This window comes from Enterococcus raffinosus, assembly GCF_018917525.1.
Classification (GTDB): Bacteria; Bacillota; Bacilli; order Lactobacillales; family Enterococcaceae; genus Enterococcus_A; species Enterococcus_A raffinosus_A.
In genome coordinates, this window is record NZ_JAHLOS010000016.1 from 58,524 (window position 1) to 77,863 (window position 19,340).

At 41.0% G+C, this 19,340-nt stretch carries 18 protein-coding genes; 2 read left to right on the plus strand and 16 right to left on the minus strand.

Going from position 1 to position 19,340, the window contains the following annotated elements:
• Positions 1-607 precede the first annotated feature (607 nt).
• Positions 608-2,101, plus strand: coding sequence for a ribosomal protection-like ABC-F family protein (abc-f, locus tag KQI58_RS11675; protein ID WP_216409257.1), 1,494 nt, complete (start codon positions 608-610; stop codon positions 2,099-2,101).
• Between the two features lie 33 nt (positions 2,102-2,134).
• Here abc-f and KQI58_RS11680 read toward each other — a convergent pair whose 3' ends face one another.
• The 13 genes from KQI58_RS11680 to KQI58_RS11750 all read right to left on the minus strand — a co-directional run bounded on the left by KQI58_RS11680 (position 2,135) and on the right by KQI58_RS11750 (position 17,001).
• Positions 2,135-2,746 carry a DUF3841 domain-containing protein gene (locus tag KQI58_RS11680; protein ID WP_216409259.1) on the minus strand — a complete coding sequence of 204 codons (612 nt, stop codon included), beginning with the start codon at positions 2,744-2,746 and terminating at the stop codon, positions 2,135-2,137.
• Entirely contained in the window at positions 2,704-3,261 is a 558-nt protein-coding gene (locus tag KQI58_RS11685; protein ID WP_216409261.1) for a DUF3841 domain-containing protein, read from the minus strand. The genes KQI58_RS11680 and KQI58_RS11685 overlap by 43 nt, the downstream gene beginning before the upstream one ends.
• Positions 3,262-3,303: 42 nt before the next feature.
• Positions 3,304-4,002: a GntR family transcriptional regulator gene (locus KQI58_RS11690; protein ID WP_216409262.1), complete on the minus strand. Its 699-nt coding sequence runs from the start codon at positions 4,000-4,002 to the stop codon at positions 3,304-3,306.
• Positions 4,003-4,166: 164 nt separating this feature from the next.
• A complete protein-coding gene (locus tag KQI58_RS11695; RefSeq protein WP_216409264.1) occupies positions 4,167-5,654 on the minus strand; it encodes a glycine betaine uptake BCCT transporter in 1,488 nt (495 codons plus the stop codon).
• Between the two features lie 67 nt (positions 5,655-5,721).
• Positions 5,722-7,041 (minus strand): betaine reductase selenoprotein B, encoded by a 1,320-nt coding sequence (grdH, locus tag KQI58_RS11705; RefSeq protein ID WP_253295912.1) that lies wholly within the window; start codon positions 7,039-7,041, stop codon positions 5,722-5,724.
• A 64-nt stretch (positions 7,042-7,105) separates the two neighbouring features.
• Positions 7,106-8,431, minus strand: coding sequence for a glycine/sarcosine/betaine reductase component B subunit (locus KQI58_RS11710; protein ID WP_216409267.1), 1,326 nt, complete (start codon positions 8,429-8,431; stop codon positions 7,106-7,108).
• A gap of 98 nt (positions 8,432-8,529) precedes the next feature.
• Positions 8,530-9,687, minus strand: a complete 1,158-nt coding sequence (grdD, locus tag KQI58_RS11715) for a glycine/sarcosine/betaine reductase complex component C subunit alpha (protein WP_216409269.1) — start codon at positions 9,685-9,687, stop codon at positions 8,530-8,532.
• A gap of 4 nt (positions 9,688-9,691) precedes the next feature.
• A complete protein-coding gene (grdC, locus tag KQI58_RS11720; RefSeq protein ID WP_216409271.1) occupies positions 9,692-11,227 on the minus strand; it encodes a glycine/sarcosine/betaine reductase complex component C subunit beta in 1,536 nt (511 codons plus the stop codon).
• Positions 11,228-11,310: 83 nt separating this feature from the next.
• Positions 11,311-11,775 carry a glycine/sarcosine/betaine reductase complex selenoprotein A gene (gene grdA, locus KQI58_RS11725; RefSeq protein ID WP_253295913.1) on the minus strand — a complete coding sequence of 155 codons (465 nt, stop codon included), beginning with the start codon at positions 11,773-11,775 and terminating at the stop codon, positions 11,311-11,313.
• Positions 11,776-11,819: 44 nt separating this feature from the next.
• On the minus strand, positions 11,820-12,137 hold the full coding sequence (gene trxA / locus KQI58_RS11735) for a thioredoxin TrxA (RefSeq protein ID WP_216409276.1): 318 nt from the start codon (positions 12,135-12,137) through the stop codon (positions 11,820-11,822).
• Between the two features lie 82 nt (positions 12,138-12,219).
• Entirely contained in the window at positions 12,220-13,149 is a 930-nt protein-coding gene (gene trxB / locus KQI58_RS11740) for a thioredoxin-disulfide reductase (RefSeq protein ID WP_216409277.1), read from the minus strand.
• Between the two features lie 629 nt (positions 13,150-13,778).
• Positions 13,779-16,181: a trans-4-hydroxy-L-proline dehydratase gene (gene hypD / locus KQI58_RS11745; protein WP_216409280.1), complete on the minus strand. Its 2,403-nt coding sequence runs from the start codon at positions 16,179-16,181 to the stop codon at positions 13,779-13,781.
• 40 nt (positions 16,182-16,221) lie between these two features.
• On the minus strand, positions 16,222-17,001 hold the full coding sequence (locus KQI58_RS11750; RefSeq protein WP_216409282.1) for a glycyl-radical enzyme activating protein: 780 nt from the start codon (positions 16,999-17,001) through the stop codon (positions 16,222-16,224).
• A 175-nt stretch (positions 17,002-17,176) separates the two neighbouring features.
• Between KQI58_RS11750 and KQI58_RS11755 the strand changes: the two genes are divergently transcribed.
• Complete coding sequence (locus tag KQI58_RS11755) at positions 17,177-17,719, plus strand: helix-turn-helix domain-containing protein (RefSeq protein ID WP_216409284.1); 543 nt, start codon at positions 17,177-17,179, stop codon at positions 17,717-17,719.
• A 33-nt stretch (positions 17,720-17,752) separates the two neighbouring features.
• Here KQI58_RS11755 and KQI58_RS11760 read toward each other — a convergent pair whose 3' ends face one another.
• The 3 genes from KQI58_RS11760 to KQI58_RS22725 are packed head-to-tail and all read right to left on the minus strand — an operon-like array spanning position 17,753 to position 19,299.
• Positions 17,753-18,496, minus strand: a complete 744-nt coding sequence (locus tag KQI58_RS11760) for a class I SAM-dependent methyltransferase (protein WP_216409286.1) — start codon at positions 18,494-18,496, stop codon at positions 17,753-17,755.
• On the minus strand, positions 18,489-18,845 hold the full coding sequence (locus tag KQI58_RS22720) for an N-formylglutamate amidohydrolase (protein WP_253295915.1): 357 nt from the start codon (positions 18,843-18,845) through the stop codon (positions 18,489-18,491). Before KQI58_RS22720 ends, KQI58_RS11760 begins: the two co-directional genes overlap by 8 nt.
• Positions 18,820-19,299, minus strand: a complete 480-nt coding sequence (locus KQI58_RS22725; protein WP_253295916.1) for an N-formylglutamate amidohydrolase — start codon at positions 19,297-19,299, stop codon at positions 18,820-18,822. Before KQI58_RS22725 ends, KQI58_RS22720 begins: the two co-directional genes overlap by 26 nt.
• Positions 19,300-19,340 lie beyond the last annotated feature (41 nt).

Here is a 19,340-nt window from a genome sequence, read left to right on the forward strand (position 1 = left end):
AAAATATTAACAACGTCTCCACTTCTAACACTCTCAAGTGTTCAAACACATTTTTTTCACAAAATTATGCTACTATAATTATAGAAGAATAATTTTCTTCGCCTCGTTTTACGAGGATCACTCCAGGGCGTAGCATGTTTGGGGAAGCGGCTGCGTCCGTATTTTTTTGACAAAGCCAAAAAATTTTGTTTTAATAAATTCATCAAAGACAGAAACGAGGGATCATGCCGTTGAAAAACTAAGCGAATGTTGGAAGCTGTATACTGATCATAGATTGACAGATGTTGATAGGATCAGTGGGCAGATTTTCAGGATTGGCTTAGGATTTCAAGGGATGGTCTTTTTTTGTTGCCAGTTATGCTTTTGACAGTTTGTTAATTATGAACAGGCAATAAAGCTGTTAGCGAATTTAGTGAACAAGCAGTTTAGCAGAATGGTAGGCGTACGAGAATAGAATTATTTTTCACGAACTTTGAAAAATGATTACCTTTCTAATGAGCTAGTCGTTCTACCTGTTTATCACTATTGAGCCAAGAATTTCCCTAATCCTCTCCTGAAAATTGGTTAGGATTTTTTTGTTTCTCTGAAACAAAAGGGGGAATTATTTATGTCTACAATTAAAATTACACATTTAACCTTTGGCTTTGATAAACAGGTCGATTTACTGTTTAATGATGCCAATTTAACAATCGATAGCAGTTGGAAATTAGGCCTCGTTGGCCGTAATGGTCGTGGAAAGACCACACTCCTGAATTTACTCTTAGGAAAATATACTTATCAAGGAGACATCCAGTTTCCGTTACGTCCAGTCTATTTTCCAGCAAGCATGGACGAAACCGAGCAATTAACTTATTACGCATTGCTGGAGGTCGCTGATTTTGAGTTATGGGAATTAGAGCGAGAAATGACCCTGATTCAGTTGGATCCACAAGTGTTGTGGCAACCTTATCAAACCCTTTCCGGGGGCGAACAAACAAAAGTGTTATTGGCACTACTCTTTACACAGGAAGACTTTTTTCCACTAATTGATGAACCGACCAATCATTTAGACCTGCAAGGGCGCCAACATGTGGCGAATTATTTGCAACATAAAGATGGCTTTATCGTTGTCAGCCATGATCGACAATTTCTAAATCAGGTCACTGATCATACCTTAGCCATCGAAAAAAGCCAATTAGTGCTTTATCAAGGAAATTTTTCGACCTATGAGGAGCAAAAGAAACTGCGAGACGAATTCGAGCTCGCACAAAACCGCAAAATCAAAAAAGAAGTCGGTCGTTTGAAAAAAACAGCTGCCGAAAAAGCCGAATGGTCGCGCTCTCGAGAAACAGATAAATACGGCAAACCCTCGGAAAAAGGCAGCGGCGGAATCTTCGATACAGGTTTTATCGGTGCGCGAGCTGCTCGGACAATGAAACGTTCAAAAAATATCGAGCAGCGAATGTATGATCAAATCGAAGCAAAAGAAGGGCTCTTAAAGGATTTAGAAGATGTCGATCGTCTAACGATGAACTATCAGCCGAGCCGACATGTTCAGCTTTTAAAAGTCGAAGAGCTAGCGTTGCGTTATCCCGACCAAGAACCACTTTTTGCGCCCTTATCCTTTGAACTAAAACGGGGAGAAATCACAGCATTGACCGGTCCGAACGGAATCGGAAAATCCAGCGTATTACATTACTTACTAGGAACTTTTGCAGGCGAAGGCAGCGGAGAACTCCTGCGACCAAACGTTAAAATTAGTTATGTTCGCCAAAACTATGAAAGCAATCGCGGCGAGCTACAGGATTTCGCAGAAGCTAATCAGCTAGATTATTCCATGTTTCTAAATAATTTGCGAAAACTGGGAATGGAACGAAATGTCTTTCAGAATAAAATCGAAGAAATGAGCATGGGACAACGGAAAAAAGTTGAATTAGCAAAATCCCTTGCCCAAGAAGCCGAACTCTATATTTGGGATGAACCCCTAAATTATCTAGACGTATTCAATCAAAAACAATTGGAAGACCTTTTACTTCAGGTAAAACCAACAATGCTGATTGTGGAGCACGATCAAACCTTCCTAAAAAACATCCACACTAAACAAATTGCATTGCATAAATAAAATGAACCGTCCAAAAAAAATTGGACGGTTCATTTACATTTTCCATTCTAAAAAGGATTCTACCCAGACCTGCTGAATTTCCCAAATCCCCCCTTGAATATCTTCAAAGGGTAACCGCTTAGTTGTCTTTATCTCTGCATCATATTGAAAAAGCTTTTGCCAGCTGCGTACCAGCTCAGTTTTCAAATGCGGATAGAACGCGGTCGTATAGACATCGCCTTCATAGCTCACGTTATATTTTTTCAGCTTGTTGTAATACGTTGCCTGCTCCTCTTCCGTACCTAGGAAACGCAGATTCAAAATCCGGTTCCAATCAGACATCCGGAAAAAGACGATCTTCTCGATTGGCACACATAGCTTGATCAGTTGAGAATCCGCTGAATAATCGAGGTATTTTACATCCAAAAAAGTCCAGATTGCAGAATCAGCTTCTGCTGGACGCGCAACGACATTAGCAGCATTTTGTCGATACCAGCTATAGGCCTGCAAAAATACTTGCGCCGTCTCTCCGTACTTTTCTTTTATAAAGGTGTTGTCGACAACATGTCTCCCCGATTTAATCAGCTGATCAACCACCACTCGACTTTGAGAAGTATACAATGTTACCTGGTTATTTGAGTAATCCATTCCTTGCGAATTTCCCATATCGTTCCCACTTTCATCTCCCCCAATACGCTCGAATCATCGAAAAGCCGCTCATGACTTTGCTCAATTTCTCGTTTGATATTAGGATAAAAGGGCGTCATAAAAGCAGTAATATCATCAATCCCGTATTTCTCCAACAGCCTTGTGTGTTCCTTTTGATCCTCTAAATCTTTGGGAATGTACAAATGGTTGACAATATTTCCCCATTTTAATAAATCAACCACAATCAACTGATCCTCATCAAGCTCAATTTCTAAAATCGCATTACCTTCACTATTTTGAATACTGTCTTCTTCTGAAAGCGATACCCAAATTGGATACCTCACATCTGGCGGCGGCTGAACAAGCCGAGAAGCCGCCTGCACATACCATTCATACACACCTAGATATAGATTGCTGTGATCCTCCATCTTTTGTTGGATGTATTCCTTTTTTGCAATATATCGCCCTGTTTGTTCCAATACTTCTAAAATATTCTCGTGTTGCTTCGTCCAAACCGTTACTTTGTTTGTCATAGTTCCTCCAAAAATCAAACACAAGCAAAAGCGTATTTTCCCTTAACAGTCTAAACAAAAATTCTGTTCCTCTTCCGGCAAAGTAGCCCGAACATAATTTTGAATATGATTATGGAATTCACGAACAACTGCTGGAAGTTGATTCTTCTTCAAAACATCAACAAAAACAAGATGCTCTTCCGATTTCTTTTCAAGAATCCCCAATGATGAAAGATCCTCGTTCATTGCAATTAATAATTGATAGAACAAGCTTTCCAAAATTTGAGCTCTGCGCACACTGCCAGATAATTGCCATAGATATTTGTGAAAAGAAAGGTCTAGCGTATTCAATAAAAAGACTTTGTCCTCTTCAGTGCGACAACGATTTTCGCCATCCTTCATCTCTGTAGCAATCTCTGTCAGCTGTTGGAAATCCTCTTCCTTAATCATTTGATTTCGCAAAATTTTTCGCAAAATCTGTGTTTCTAATGACGTCCGAATTTCAAATACTTCCATTATTTCCGCTGGTTCCATTTCGATCACATGATTTCCTTTGCGAGGAGAAAACGTGATCAAGCCTTGCTCGTTCAAAATCCGCATAGCTTCCCTTACCGGAGCTCGGCTAATATTAAATTGATTCGAGATATCAGTCTCGATTAAACGATCGCCACCTTTTAATGTGCCCGACAAGATTCTATTTTTAACGTACGACACGACCATATCGCTTAAACTTTGTTTTTCGTATCTAGGCATAATATCCATAAATAAATCAGCACCCTTTCAGATATACGTCACTAATTATATCAGAAAGCCTTTGCCAAGTCTCTTGTCGTTCGGTATTTGACCACTTCAATCGTTCCAATATCTCTGATTTTACAAAAAATCAGATTGTACTTTTATTCACATGAATGGTCAGTCTAGGTGCGTTATTCTAGCTTAGAAGATTCGGGTAATTTGTTTGGTATTTTCTTTTCCTGCATCAAAGCCTTAAATAAACAAACAGCACATAATAGCATGATCACTGTTAATGGTAATGCCGCTACGATTGAGCATGTTTGCAAAGCATCCAACCCGCCGGTCATCAATAGAACCAAGGCTAGCAACGCTTGAATCACTCCCCAAAGGATTTTTTTATCATTTCCCGGATTCAAGTCACCTTCTGATGAAAACATCGATAAAACAAAAATTCCCGAATTGGCAGATGTGATGAAAAAAGTACACAAAAGACAGATAGCAATAATTGAAAAAATCATCCCTAATGGATATTCAGCAAGAACCACAAACAGTGCCGTTTCCGTCACTTCCTTTGCCTTATTGATAATTCCGATATCAAGATTCAATCCTAAACTACCAAAGATCGAGAACCAAATGAAGGAGACCATCGATGGGGCAATGATTACTCCTAAGACAAACTCCTTAATCGTTCTTCCTTTGGAGATTCTAGCAATAAAGGTTCCTACAAATGGCCCCCAAGCAATCCACCACGACCAATAAAAAATTGTCCATGAACCGAGCCACGAGTTGTCTCCAAATGGATTGATTGAAAAGCTTTCTGATACGATATTATTGATGTATCCCCCAAATGAATTAGTGAAAATGTTCAATGACATGATTTTCGGACCGACCAGAAAAGCGCCCAAGAGAAGCGTAATTGCCAAATAAAGATTGATATCTGACAATAGTTTGATCCCTTTATCAATTCCGCTGACTGCCGTCCAGGTATAAATAATGGTTAAGCCCACAATGATGATAATCTGAACCAGACGGGTCGTTGGAATATCAAACAAATAATTTAGACCTGAATTAATCTGTAAGGTTCCTTGACCAAGCGAGGTGGCAATTCCGGCAACTGTTGCGAAAACCGCACAAATATCAATTAGTTTCCCAATTGGTCCTCGTACCCCTTCTTCTCCTAAAATCGGCAAGAAAATACTGCTGATCAATCCTGGTGTGTTTTTCCTGAACTGGAAGTAAGCCAAGGCCATTCCAATAATCGAATAAGCCGCCCATGGATGAAAGCCCCAATGTAAAAAGGATTTCTGCATAGCTATATCCGCTGCTTTTTCTGTTCCGCCAAACGTAGCAAAATGATTCAGCGGCTCTGCCACTCCCCAAAAGACCAAACCGATCCCCATGCCAGCTCCAAACAACATTGCGAACCAAGATTTATTGCTATATTCAGGCACAGAATCATCTGGACCTAATTTTATTTTACCAAAACGACTAAAAGCAATAAGTAACGAGAAAACGACAAATACAAACATAGCAATTAAATAAAACCAACCAAATGTATCCACTAAAAAAGCTTTCGTGCTATTCATCGCCTGTGCGAATGGACCTGGTGCGACCAAACCGATCACTACGATAACAGCCGTGATTAAAAGTGAAACATAAAATACTATATTTTTTTTCATCTAAACGTCTCCTCTTCAAAGTTTTTTGTCGGACGAGCCGTCGTTAAACAGCTCGTCAATTTTGTAATTAAACTTTTACTTCAAAGAGTCGAGGTTCTTCAATATCAGTGGTTAACGCATCTAGCGCAACCCCCACACGATGGTAACGGAGTTTGTGTTGAACTTCCTTCGGTGTGGCAGGGTCGCCTAATGGATACGGAATTGAAATCGTTGGTACAATTCGGTTTACACCCACTGTACGGGCCACTGGAATCAGGTTTGCCATTTGAACAATCGTAATTCCTGCTTTTTCAATTTCTCTGGTCATCGTTGCACCGCAACGAGTACAGGTTCCTCAGGTGGAGGTTAGTATAACAGCCTTAACGCCATCATCGACCAATTCCTGCGCAATTTCTTGTCCCATCCTAGTAGCTTCTGCTTGCGTCGTTCCGGTACCAACTGTCGCATAGAAGTATGGATAAACGCCGCCGATTTTACCTTCTGTTGCGTACTCTTTCAGCACGTCTAACGGCAACACAACATTTGGATCATCATTAGCTGCAGCAGGATCAAATCCAGCGTGGATCGTCATGAACTCACCTTTTTTCAGCTCATTTAGCTCTTCAACATTGTATTTACCCCATTTAGTTGCTGATGCAGACTGAATTCTATCAGGATTTCCAACTGGAACAATTCCGCCAGATGTCACTAAGGCAACTTTCATTTTAGCCAATTCTTCAGCTGGAATAGCTGGTGCGATCGGTGCCCGCTCGGATTTAGGAATGATTAATTCAGATTGATAGTCTTCTCCATTGACTTTTTTCAATAGCATATCGATCACACGGTCGGTCGCTGGCACTGGTGGATCTAACCAAATCTGATCACGAACTCCTCGACCAAAATAACCCTCTTCAGCTGCTGAATTCAATTTCTCTCCATATAATAAACGTAAGGCAAAAGCGGACATTTTTGCCACATCTTTACGCATCGCTGCTGCACTCGCTCCGCCTTCAAAAATGTACATTTCCTTACGATACATCTCCACACCTGGATTTTCCTCATTCATCGAGGTGATTGCTGGAACACCAAATTTCTTCTGAACAGCCGAACAAATATGACCACAAGCCGCACCATATCGACCCGCTCGAAATGCTGGTCCAGCAAAGAAAATATCAAATTCCTTATCATCTAAAAAGCCAAGAATTCTTTTAATTGCTTCATCGGTTTCTGATCCCATGAAATTGTCGCCACAAATAATCGTGTGAGTAATTTCGACTTCATCTTTTAAGGCTTTAGCATAAGCCATACCTGGACCAACAATTCCCTCTCTAATTTCCGGCTCATGACCAGCGAATTCTTCGCCGCCAATCTGCCCGAAAAACTGATTGATGTATAAAATCGCTTTCATAATTTCCCTCCTAGTTCTTTTATATTGAATTCTTCAGTTCATTTCAAAGTACCAAATGAAAAATTTAGAATTCAACCATGGTCTTCGTTGACCAGCCAACTACTTGATCTCCGCAGAACATTGCATTGTTCTCCATAATAATCGACCCATCTGATTTTACTGAGGCTCCTAGAATTTCATCATTTGACCAGCCGCCAGAAAGCCCATCTCTAGCCAAAGCTTGTAATTCTCCTAATACTGTCTTCATTGGCGGCAGCTCAATCAACGTTGAAACGTTCCCCGCTGAAACGATCGCATCACATTTTTCGTCCATCGATACAAGTGGCTGGCTGGCACCATCGCGCCCTGTACATTCATTGGTCAAACCAACTGTTTTCACTCCAGCGTCCTCCAAAGCTACGTAGCACGCAGTGAAGTCGGCATCTGGATTTCCATATCCTTCTTCAGCAACCACTGCACTGTCAGCACCTAGACTTTTCGCCATTTGTGCCACAAAAAGGGCTGCGCGTTCCTTTTGTTCTAATGCAACATTCAAGTTTGACATAATGATTCCTAGGAAATTGATAGTCTTCCCATGTTCCTCGTATAATCGCTTAATCATTGGAAAGTTCTGGAAGTCATACGTTGACCATTTTGACGAACAAGGCATAAAGGAGCCAGAAATCATCGCCCCATCCAAGACTTCGTTTGGATGCATGAAGGTTGGCAGCATCAAATTACAATCCCAGCCGTAATTCAAATCATTATAGCCTGGGTCTTCCATTTGTGATTGCGGCTGTAAAACAAAGACTACACTTGGCAGCTTGTTGACCGCTTCACTGCGTTTTGTCACTGGCTCCAATTCATAGGTTTCTACTTCATCTGATTTCAAGCCCTTAGTTACTGCTCCGATATATTCAGCGAGACGCATCCCTGCCCAGCGTAATGCATGATTTTTCTTTTGCTGCTCATGCCATTCGAATTCTTCATCGGTGTCAGCCACTAGTACAACATTTTGAAGTTGAGAATAGTAGGTATATTTTGCCCCTTCTCCACTCATATCGATCAGTCCATCTTGAAAGCCGCCCCAATGTTGTCCAACAACTAAGACACTCATATCTTTTAACGCATGAGTCACACCATCACCCGCTTGCATCAATTTCCCAGTTACGCCTGGAAAAACTGGTCCACCTCCAACACGATAACGAGGTTCAATCGCTTCCTTTACCGGAACTAATCGGACTTCATCCCCGGGTTTAACGATATGCAGTTCTGCTTCTGTGATATGTTCGTCTTCAAAAACAACGTCTAACGCTTCCTTTTTATTAATCATCAAGATCCCATCGGCATACTCTGTTTTTTCACCGAATTGAATATCTTTGACATGAAAATTTGCAATATCTAACTTCATTTGCTTGCTCCTTCCTCAATTCAATGCATCTAGTTTGAATGTTCTTTAATAGAGTGAAAATCTGATATTTCTTGCGCAAAACATCCACGATCGATAACTCAGCTTCCAATATAGCCACTATCAGCCAAACAAGCCTTTGCTTCGGTCAAGCGTTTTTCCGCAATCATTACGACTGGACCGGTACACCCCATACCGCTCTCCGCGTATATTCCTTGCTTCCATAAATGGTGGACAGCATCCTCTAAATCCAAGATTTCAACTCCGTGAATCTCTTCGGTTACGATTTCTTTATCTGGCTGAGAAACTTCGTCTTGCATCGTTTCTTTTTGTGGTTGAGCCGTTTTTAACAACGTTTCCAAAGACGCTTGCTTCAATTTAGCAAATTCCGCTTCCTGAATTTTCTGGAAGTTTCCTCGAACCAACTCGTCGGCGAATTCAATCGCCCCGCTTACCACAGGTGCTCCTGAAGCACGTGAAACGATCATAATCAATTTATCCATTTCTTCTCCGACACCAGGCCCATAACCAAAGCCTAAGGATTCATAATTTCCACCAGTGCTATAAGAAGAAAAGATTTTCTGCAAAATATTTCCTGTTAACGAATCCATCACCATAACATCACAAGTACCGTCAAGGACATCATTGCCGCGCATCACCGCTCCACCATCACTGCGATTCGATTTTGCAAAGTGGATCGGATAACCATTGTCCACCAGTCGCTTTAACGTAATCTCTGCTTGGCGCGCACCATCAATATTCAATAGCCCTACGGTTGGTTCTGCAATACCGCAGGCCTTCGCCGTGATAATGCCATACAAAGCATTTAATACTAAAGCTTCTATTCGTGTTAGTGCAGAGGTACCCGTTGTTGTCGCTAGATACATATGTTTCCCTTTTGCTGGAGTAAGCACTCTGCCAACAGTAGAAACGCCGATTGGAAACGGATAATGCATCGTCACACCAGCATCCGCAATCCCTTTATTCAACAGCTCCTCTAACTTCTTTTGCCCTTCGTCCGCATCTGAAACCAAGAAACTTTCAATCCCGGAATAGTCAATTTCCTGTGTACCAATAACTTTTATAGAAATTCCTTTGTCTGCTACCATTTTCGCCGCTTCAATCAGCTCCGCTTCACCCTGTTCGCTTCCTAAAGCGGTCAAAGCTACTGTTGAGGAAACACCTCGGCCAGTCTCCAACGTGTTCGCAAGACCGTGAAATACATCCGCAATTATTTGTTTAGTTTCTCTTTCGGCCATAGGATCACTCCTCTAGCTTTCCAGCAAGATGGCTCGCGAAGTCCCGTAAAGATTCCGCGATCAATTGCTTGATTTGATCTTCGGAAACAGTTTCCTCCTGTTTCCCGCTATTTTTTTGCAACACAAATGAAATGCCATCAAATAAATTCGTCATTCGGCCTAAGAAGAGACTGCCTTTTCCGACAAACATTGCTCGATTGACCTTATCAGCCATAATATCATTTCGTCCGAAGCCAAGATATGGGATACCAGATGGAATATGACCTTGAGTCGGTGCCCAGCCGACCATTCCGTGCTGCTTCACAAAATCAGCTAGTTCGGATTTTTGAATTTGTTTTTTCATTACTGCTAGAGCACCAATCATTTTATAGTTCGCTTCAGGCACATTTCCTGCTCCCGCTGGTTTAGTAATATCAGGGTTTTGCATCTCAACAGAATATTTATCGATATCGGTTAGTTTTAAGCCAGCATTTTCTAATGGGATGCTGGTTAATGATGAAATCACCTTTTGTGGTGAGGCTCCTGTACCAACCGTATGACGTCCAACAATATCGATGTTTAGCTCTGGACTGACTCCATCATTTTCAGAGATTAAGACTGCAAAACTTGCGACACAATCCTCTAAAATCGGTAACCCTTTGTTCAAATGGTCTTTCCCGTTCATACCCAACTTCGCAGTTGAACCGCCGGCAGCCACGATAACATTTTTGAAGACACCGGATTTTACTAATGAAGCGGCTTGAATCAAAGCATGCGTCGGTCCAGCACAAAAACCACGAACATCGCTGCCAGTTGCATTCTCCAACCCAGCCATTTCCGCTGCTGCCTTTGCAAAGTTCCCGCCGCCACGTTGATTCATATCTCCGCAGGCTTCTTCTGAACATTCCAACACATATTCAACTTCACTTTTATCAATTCCTGTTTGCTGCAACAAATGCAGGATCGCAATTGTACACGAAGCTTTCGAAACAAGATTTTCAAAAATGACATGCGCAAACAAGGTATCATCTAAATTATGAGCGGCTTTCACACAGCCTACGATTTCGCCATTAAAATAGAGCGGTTCAGCCTGTTCAATTTCGATGAAACCTGAGATTTCTTCCGAGGATACCTCTTCTGAAAGCTTTGCTAAAATTTTTTCATCCAATAGTGGATGCTGATCTAATTTATCTTTTACTGTTTTACTAAATTCATCGCTCAATTTGACCAAATCAAACACATCGACATATTTCATCATGCCGATAAACTCGTCTTCAGGCATGATCTCCCCAAAAACGCCTTGGCGCTTGTTCTCAGCTTTTTTATCATACCAAGGGGTCTCGATTGTTTCGAGTTCTTCTGGTGTCATATTTCCGATATAGACTTGATTCGGTGGATAAGTAACACAAGTTTCGTAATCACGTAGATGGTTGCTTATTTCTTTCAAGTATTCTGAATCAGGATCAATTTTTCTCTGAAGTGTTTGAGTAGTGCCGTTGTGGACTACCATATCTGGGGTATGTGCAAGAAAATAGCTCGACCCTTTCAATACGCTATACATAGAAACATCCTTTCTTTTCAAAATTGTGGGATGATGCTGAACAGGCTAGTGTCCAGCATCATCAAAAAAGCTGCACATTGAACCTATTCACTTACTTGACTTCGAATTGAAGTCATTTCGTCGACGATATCGTCAACGTCTAGTACCATTTCCATCATGCCAACTTGTTCCTCATACAGCTCAGAGTCGATCGCTTCTTTCATTTCTGGTTCCACGATATGATATACGTCAAGTCCTAACTGGACTCCCGCTAATGGACCGGCATACGTAGGGTCTCCCAAAGTTACAGTTTCGGCCGCTAAACCAGCAGCTTCACCTTCTGCCGCACCAAGAATAACAACGATATTCTCAGCACCGAATTCCTCTGTAAATTCTTTTACCCTCTTTTGATTCTCCAGATCCATTGCGCCCGCGGCCGTTCAGACAAAGCATTCTGTGGATGAGAATACTATATCTACGCCTAATGGTTTCACACATTCTTCAATGGCTTGACCAGGAACGCCGTCTCTGTCGCCGAGGATGATAACTTTTTTGTCTTTCAGCAACATCTTGATTCCTCCTTGTTTTTTTATTATTTAAACGGTTTTATCCGTTAAATATACTTTTTGATCATGGCCTCTACATTTTCAGGAGTTGCGTCATCCTTTACCAATTCTTCGACCTTTTCGCCGTCTTGATAAATTGCAATAACTGGTATCCCCAAAATTTTTTGACCGATCGACACTCTTCTGGCTTTCGCAGTATCCAATTTGGCAAAAGGAATTTTACCACTATATTTATCAGCGAATTCTTCGATACTCGGCATCAGTGCCTGACACGGTTCGCAGGTTTCTGAGAAGAAATCAACCAGCATCATCCCCTCACTTTGCAAGACCTCTGCTTCAAAATTCTTTTTATTTAACACTTTCATCTTTTCACTACTCCTTATTCAGATTAATGTATTCATTTTTCCCCAGAGAAAAATAATTTTGATCCACACTTCAAGAAAAATGCTAATGATGCAAATACTTTTCGACTGCGACAGCCGCTGTACAACCATCACCGCTGGCAGTAACGACCTGACGAACATTTTTCACTCGAACATCTCCCGCCGCATACACGCCTGGAACATTTGTCGCCATTTTTTCATCGGTTTTAATGTAGCCATTTTCCATTTCTACGACATTTTCAAAAATTTTCGACTGTGGTAAGTAGCCGATAAAGCTAAAAACACCGATCAACCCATCTTCTTCGTCAGCTTCGAAGCGCGTTGTTTCATTTGTTTCGGTGTTCCGGATCGTGATCGCTTCAACGATACCGTCACCTTCAAGACTTTCCACGACAGAATTGTAAACATAGTGAACTTTCTCGTTCGCCATTATTTGTTCAATCGCAATGGCATCTGCCGTTAACTCTGCTAGATTCTGAATGATCGTCACTTTTCGGGCAAAGGTCGACAAGAACATCGCTTCCTCTACCGCTGAATTCCCGCCGCCGATCACAAAAACTTCCATGTCCTCGAAAAAGGCTGCATCACAAGTTGCACAGTAAGAAAGACCTTTTCCCATAAACTCTTTCTCATTTGCACAACCAATTGGACGTGGAAATGCCCCCGAGGCGATGATCACTGAGCGACCTTGATACTCTTCTTTTTTTCCTTTGATGACCTTCACGTCATTAGACAGCTCCACATCAACGATCGTATCTGCAGCCCGTTCAACCCCAAAAGAAGCCACCTGTTCCGTCATTCGTTTAATCAACGAACGACCAGATTCTTTTTCGAGACTTCCCGGATAATTTTCAATCTCAGAGGTCAAAATGATCTGTCCGCCATCCTTTCCTTTTTCAATTAGTAACGTCTTTAGTCTCGCCCGACCGGCATAAATAGCAGCTGACAAGCCAGCAGGCCCGGCACCGATGATGATTACGTCATACATTTGCATACCTATCCTCCATCCCTTTCTTTATAAAATACGATGTTTAGCCATCGTGATTTTCAAAAAAACAACTCTTTTTTGATAGCGCTCGCTTTTTGTTGTATTGCATAAGGGCTCGAACAAACAATTACTATGTGATTTGTTGATCAATATTTTTCGGAATATTACTTGTATTTTTTTAAATTTCCCAATCTACTATTAGTCGATTGTCGACAAACGACTAATAATCTCAACCACATTCTACCAGCATTAGTAGGACGATGCAATCCATTTTCTACTCAATTCCTTCGTTATTTATCTTAAAAATTAATATTACACCTGTTCTTTTTAAGCAATGATACTTCTAGATTTGAATAATCCGTTATCATTAATCTGCTTATTTAGTTATCTTTTTCACTTTGTTTTAATCATAGATTTCACCTTCAAACTCCCCACCATTAAAGTGGTAAAATCCTCTATTTCATCTTGAGCAATTGCAAGCCCTCTTTAATACAAGTTAAGAAATTTACTTTTTGTTTTCTTATAAGTAATCAACTGTTTTTTATTGTCAGACGCTTTTTCAAGTTATAAAAAATTCAACCAACAACAAAAAACCAGAGAAAAAATTTCTCTGGTTAAAAAATTGTTTTATTCACTTATCCAAAAGCTTGCTCCGTCCGTGAAATAATCTCATCCTGCAAGGCTTTTTCTAAATTGTTAAAGTAATCACTGTAACCAGCTACGCGCACGATCAAATTTTCATACTCTTTTGGATGTTTTTGTGCCTTCAGCAGCGTTTCACGATCAATTACGTTGAACTGAATATGATGTCCGTCTAATGCAAAGTAACTGCGAACCAGTGAAGCCATATTAGTGATACCAGCTTCTCCGGCTACTACACTCGGGGTAAATTTCTGATTCAGCAAAGCCCCGCCGGTTTTTGTTTGATCAATTTTCGACGCTGACTTAATCACCGCAGTCGGACCGTTGCGATCCGCCCCTTTTTCCGGAGAAATTCCGTCTGGCAATGGAATCCCTTTATGACGCCCATTTGGTGAAGCTTCCATGACTTGACCAAAGTAAACGTGACAAGTCGTTGGTAAAAATTCCACGACCGTTTTCGATCCTTTCGGTGTTGGGCGACCTGCGATCACCTCTTGCAATGAAGCTGCTACATCCCGCAACAATGTATCGGCGTATTCATCATCGTTTCCGTATTTAGGAGTTTCATTATAAACCCGATCATAGATTTCGTCATAATTTTCAAAATCTGCTTCACAGGCATCCAATAGTTCCTGCATGGTCATCGTTTTTTCTTCAAAAACATTGTGCTTGATCGCTGCTAAGGAATCGGTAATCGTTGCAATACCGACACATTGGATATAGCTGGTATTATAGCGTGCGCCTCCTGCATTGTAGTCTTTCCCAACTTTAATACAATCATCTGACATCACAGAAAGCAGTGGTACCGGCATGAACTCCATATACATCCGTTCGATCATGTTATTTCCCGCTACCTTCACATCAACTACGTATTGCAGTTCCTTATGGAAAGCTTCAAAGACTTCTTCATAGGTATCCATTTTAGTGAAGTCGCCTACATCGATTCCGACTTGCTTATCAGTGTAATGATCATAGCCGCGATTCATAGCCAGTTCAAATACTTTCGGGATATTCAGATAACCGGTCAGCACATAGGCTTCTTTTCCGGCTACACCAACCTCGACACAGCCAGAACAAATCCCGCTTTCTCTAGCATCATCGACCGATTTTCCTAGATAGCTCAGCTCTGCCAAAATCGCCTCAGAGTTATACATTGCCGGCTGTCCCCAGCCTTTACGAGAGACCTTCAAAGCTTCTCGCAGGAATTTTTCAGGGGATTTACGAGAAATTTGTACGTTTGAGCTTGGCTGCAGCAGCTTCATTTCATCCATGACTTCCAGAATCAAATAGCTGACATCACTGACACCACTTGTTCCGTCTGGACGCAAAGCTCCCGTATTTAAATTACAGAAATCCGTATATGTGCCACTTTCCTTCAATGTGATTCCAACCTTTGGAGGGGCTGGCTGATTATTGAATTGAATCCATAGATTTTCTAAAAGCTCCCGCGCTTCCTCACGGGTTAAACGACCTTCCTCGATATCCTTTTCATAAAAAGGTTCTAAATGCTGATCCAACTTACCTGGAGAATAGGCATCCCAGTTGTTCATTTCCACTGTTACACCAATATGCGTGAACCAATACATTTGAATCGCCTGACGGAAGGTTTGTGGCGCATGCTCTGGTACTACGTCGCAGACTTCCGCTAAATCTAACAATTCCTGTTTCCATTGCGGATCTGTTTCCGTTTCAGCTAAATCACGGCATTGCTGCGCATAGCGTTTGCCGTAGATAATCATCCCTTCGCAGACTAGCTTCATGCCCTCTAGTTCTTCTCGTTTATTTAACGCTTCCATATCATTGTTATAGTCTAAATTGTCGATTTCTTGTTGAATTTCCGCCTTAAAATCAGCAAAACCCTTCTGATACATTTTTCCATCCGCCACCGTATGACCAGGACCGCGCTGCATTAGAAATTCGGTATACAAACCGGCATCGAATAATAGATGCCACTCCTCTGGCAGCAGTCGGTTCATACGCGTCATCATGGCACGGTCATGCCAGTAAGGAATAATAACTTCCTCTTGAATCTGACGATCTTCCTCACTCACCCGGAAGAATACTTTCTCGCGATTGTTCATATTGTCAAAGTCTTCTAAGGTATGACAGCACAGTTCAGGGAATGTCGGAGCTGCCCATGGTTTATCTCCTTTTTCACCAAGGACCAATGACCCTTTTTCAATATAATTGGTTCGATTCTCCATGATGTACTTGAAGGCTTTCCCTCGTAAAACAGGTGCAGAAACTTTCCCCTCCCATTTTTTGTAGGCCTCAGTCAAAAGGACAGCTCGTTCCATCGAAATACTTGGTGTGCATTCCTTGTCGCTAATTTCCCGTAATCGTTTGATCCGCTCCGTACTTCCCCTTCTTGTTGGTTCTAATGTTAATTCCGCCATTGATCTTCCTCCTATTTTATGTGTTAAGTTGTCTGTTTACTTATCCGCCAATTGATACCTGATACCCTGCATCCTGATAAATTTTTTGTAATCGTTCCACTTTTTCGTCGGACGGCTTGATAAAATTCTGCGTACACACTCGTTTCAGCCGCTCATATTTATCTCGACCGAAATCATGATATGGCAGCAGTGATATTTCACTCACATGAATTTTTTCTTTTGCCAGCCAGTCAATAACTTCCTCTGCATCCAATTCTTCTGCGTTAATTTCATCCAGTAAAATTAAACGAAGATTGATTTCAGCTTGCTGCTCTGATAAAAATCTTAAATTCTCCAACACCAATTGATTGCCTACACCTGTATAAAGCTGGTGATTATGTGAATCTATGAACTTTAAATCGTATAAAAATAAATCTGCATACGGTAGAATTCGTCGATAATTTTCAGTCGGGGCGACGCCACAAGTATCGATTGCGACAGTAATCCCTAATCGTTGGCACTCCCTCGCTAATTCCACCACATAATCCATATTTTGCGCCATCACTTCCCCGCCAGAAAATGTCACACCGCCACCTGATTGATCGTAAAAGATCTGATCCGCCTGAATTTTTTTGACTAGTTCACGAATCGAATAGTCTTGGCCGATCAGCTCTTCCTTGCCGTATTTATTTAACATGATCTCTGGTGCAAATACTTGGCTTTCAGGATTGTGACACCATTCACATCTGATGGGACACCCTTTGAAAAAAATCGTCGTACGAATCCCCGGCCCATCATGGGTCGAAAATTTCTGAATATTAAAAATCGTCGGCTTTTTCACGTGCTTCCCTCCCATCCTTAATTATAAAGGGCTGTCGAGGTAATTGCAAACGCTTTATTCATAATGGTGAATTTTTTATTTTATTTTTCGTGAAGTTTTTCATTTTAATGATGGTTAGAAATTTGACTACTTTTCAGGTATACTAAAAATAATTAAGCATGTAAGGGGTTTTCAAATGAATATTGGGGAAAAAGTGAAAAATTTGCGTAATGAACGAGGGATGACCCTTAAACAGCTATCTGAAGCCACGGGTTTGTCAACTGGCTTCTTATCGCAATTCGAACGGGGAATCACGACAATCGCCGTCGAACATTTATCAAACATCGCAGATTTATTTAAAGTAAAAATCAATTACTTCTTTGAAGAAGAGCCAGAAATCGAACCGATTGTTCGCGGGTACGACCAGCCGGTGATCCACAAATTGAACAACATGATCTACAAGCAATTGAGCCGCACACCACAGGATAAGAAGATCGCACCGAAAATGATCGAGATCATGCCTCATGAAAAGCGTGAATTACCAACTACCTATCCGCATCAAGGGGAAGAGTTCGTGTATGTTTTAGAGGGAATCTTGACATTGGTGATCGAAGAAAAGACGTATCAACTTTATCCTGGCGACTCCGCTCACTATTTTTCGACAATCGATCACAATTGGGACAATCAGACCAGCAATGTCGTGAAATTTATCGTGGTTCATTATCCAAATGACTATTAAAAAGCGCTCGATCAAAAAATGATCGAACGCTTTTTACTTAGTAGCATAAATTCCAAAGTTCATATCTCTAATAAAGACAGATTGAGCTTTTTCCATTTCTTGCATCAATTTTTCTTCACTAATCTCGTCCATTTCTTTCTTTGTTGCCACTTCAGCTTGAATGATTCGCTTTTCCATGACCTTTAATAACCAAACTAAATCACTACCCGTTTCAATAGTCTGTAAAACAGCTTCTGATCGAACCTCCTGTATTTGGAGACCCGCCTGCAAAAACAATGTATATAATTCAGAACCGATATGAATGTTTCCCTGTTCTTTAGAAACCGTTTCCCATACCCACTGTTGGACTCTCGTATGTAATGGAAACTTCTCAATCAGCTCTCCCGCACCAATAGCATCACTCTCTTGAAAAACGATTCGACCACCTGGCTTTAAGCAAGTGATCAAATCCTTAATCGTCTGAAAAGGATCAGGCAGATACATCAATATACGGCGGCCAATGATCGCATCAAAGGTTCCCAATTCACGCGCTTCATCAGCGATATCCATAGTAAAAAATCGAGTATGCTGGCAACCTCTTTCAGTCGCAATATTTTGTGCCGCCGAAATCAACTCTTCATTAATATCGATTCCCACAATTTCACTTGTGTCCTCAAGAATCTCCTGCATTAAAAAACTAACTTCGCCGGCACCACATCCGACATCTAAAATTCTCATACCTGCTTCGATTCCTGAATCTAAAAATAATTTGCGCGTAAACGCGTTTCGATCATTCATTTTTTAAATCCTTTCTATCTAATAACTTTACTAATAATTTTTCAAAAACTGTTTCTAAGCGCTCTTGTGCTTTTGAAAATAATTCTGAATCATATCTTGTAAGCACCTCTTCACCGAAAGAACGATCCTCAATGTACTGATTATAGCGAATTTCTAGCTGCAATGTCTCCATTTTGGGTAGTTCACTAAAGTGACGAGTAATAAAACCTCCACAAAATGGATGATTATTTGAAACACTATAGCCTGCTTCTTCCAAAAAAACTGTTAACAGTTTTCGCAGATTTGTACTAGAAGTTTGATCCACTTGGTTTCCGATCACAAAATCAGCCGGTGTATTTTTTGTCCCCATTGGGATATTCAGCAAAGCTGTGCAAATCAATTAAGTAGACTTTTCCGAATCGGCTCTTTTTGGCGTCGATTAATCTCTGCAATGCTTGGTGGTAGGGCCAATAATAATTTTCTAAGCGTTCATCAATAATATCTGATGACAGCTTTTTTGTATACAAGGCTTTTCCAAAGGTATTTTGCTGATAAACCACCGTCTCTTGATAATTTGTCCCGATCATTTGACTTTCACGATTCGGATCAGCCACATAACGACTCACGCAATTTTCGATTACCGTACAGCCCTTCGCAATTAGAAAGTTGTATAGCTCTGGTAAAAACCAATCTGTATTCGCCAAAACCACACCTTCCTGTAAGCTTGAGCGCATTTCCTCTGGTATCCATGTTCCGCTATGAGGTAAACTGATAACTATCGGATAGGTATGTTTTTCTTCATTATAAGTGTTAAATGGCTTCATTGGTTTCCTGCCCTCCGATCATTTTTTCCTTTGATTATACT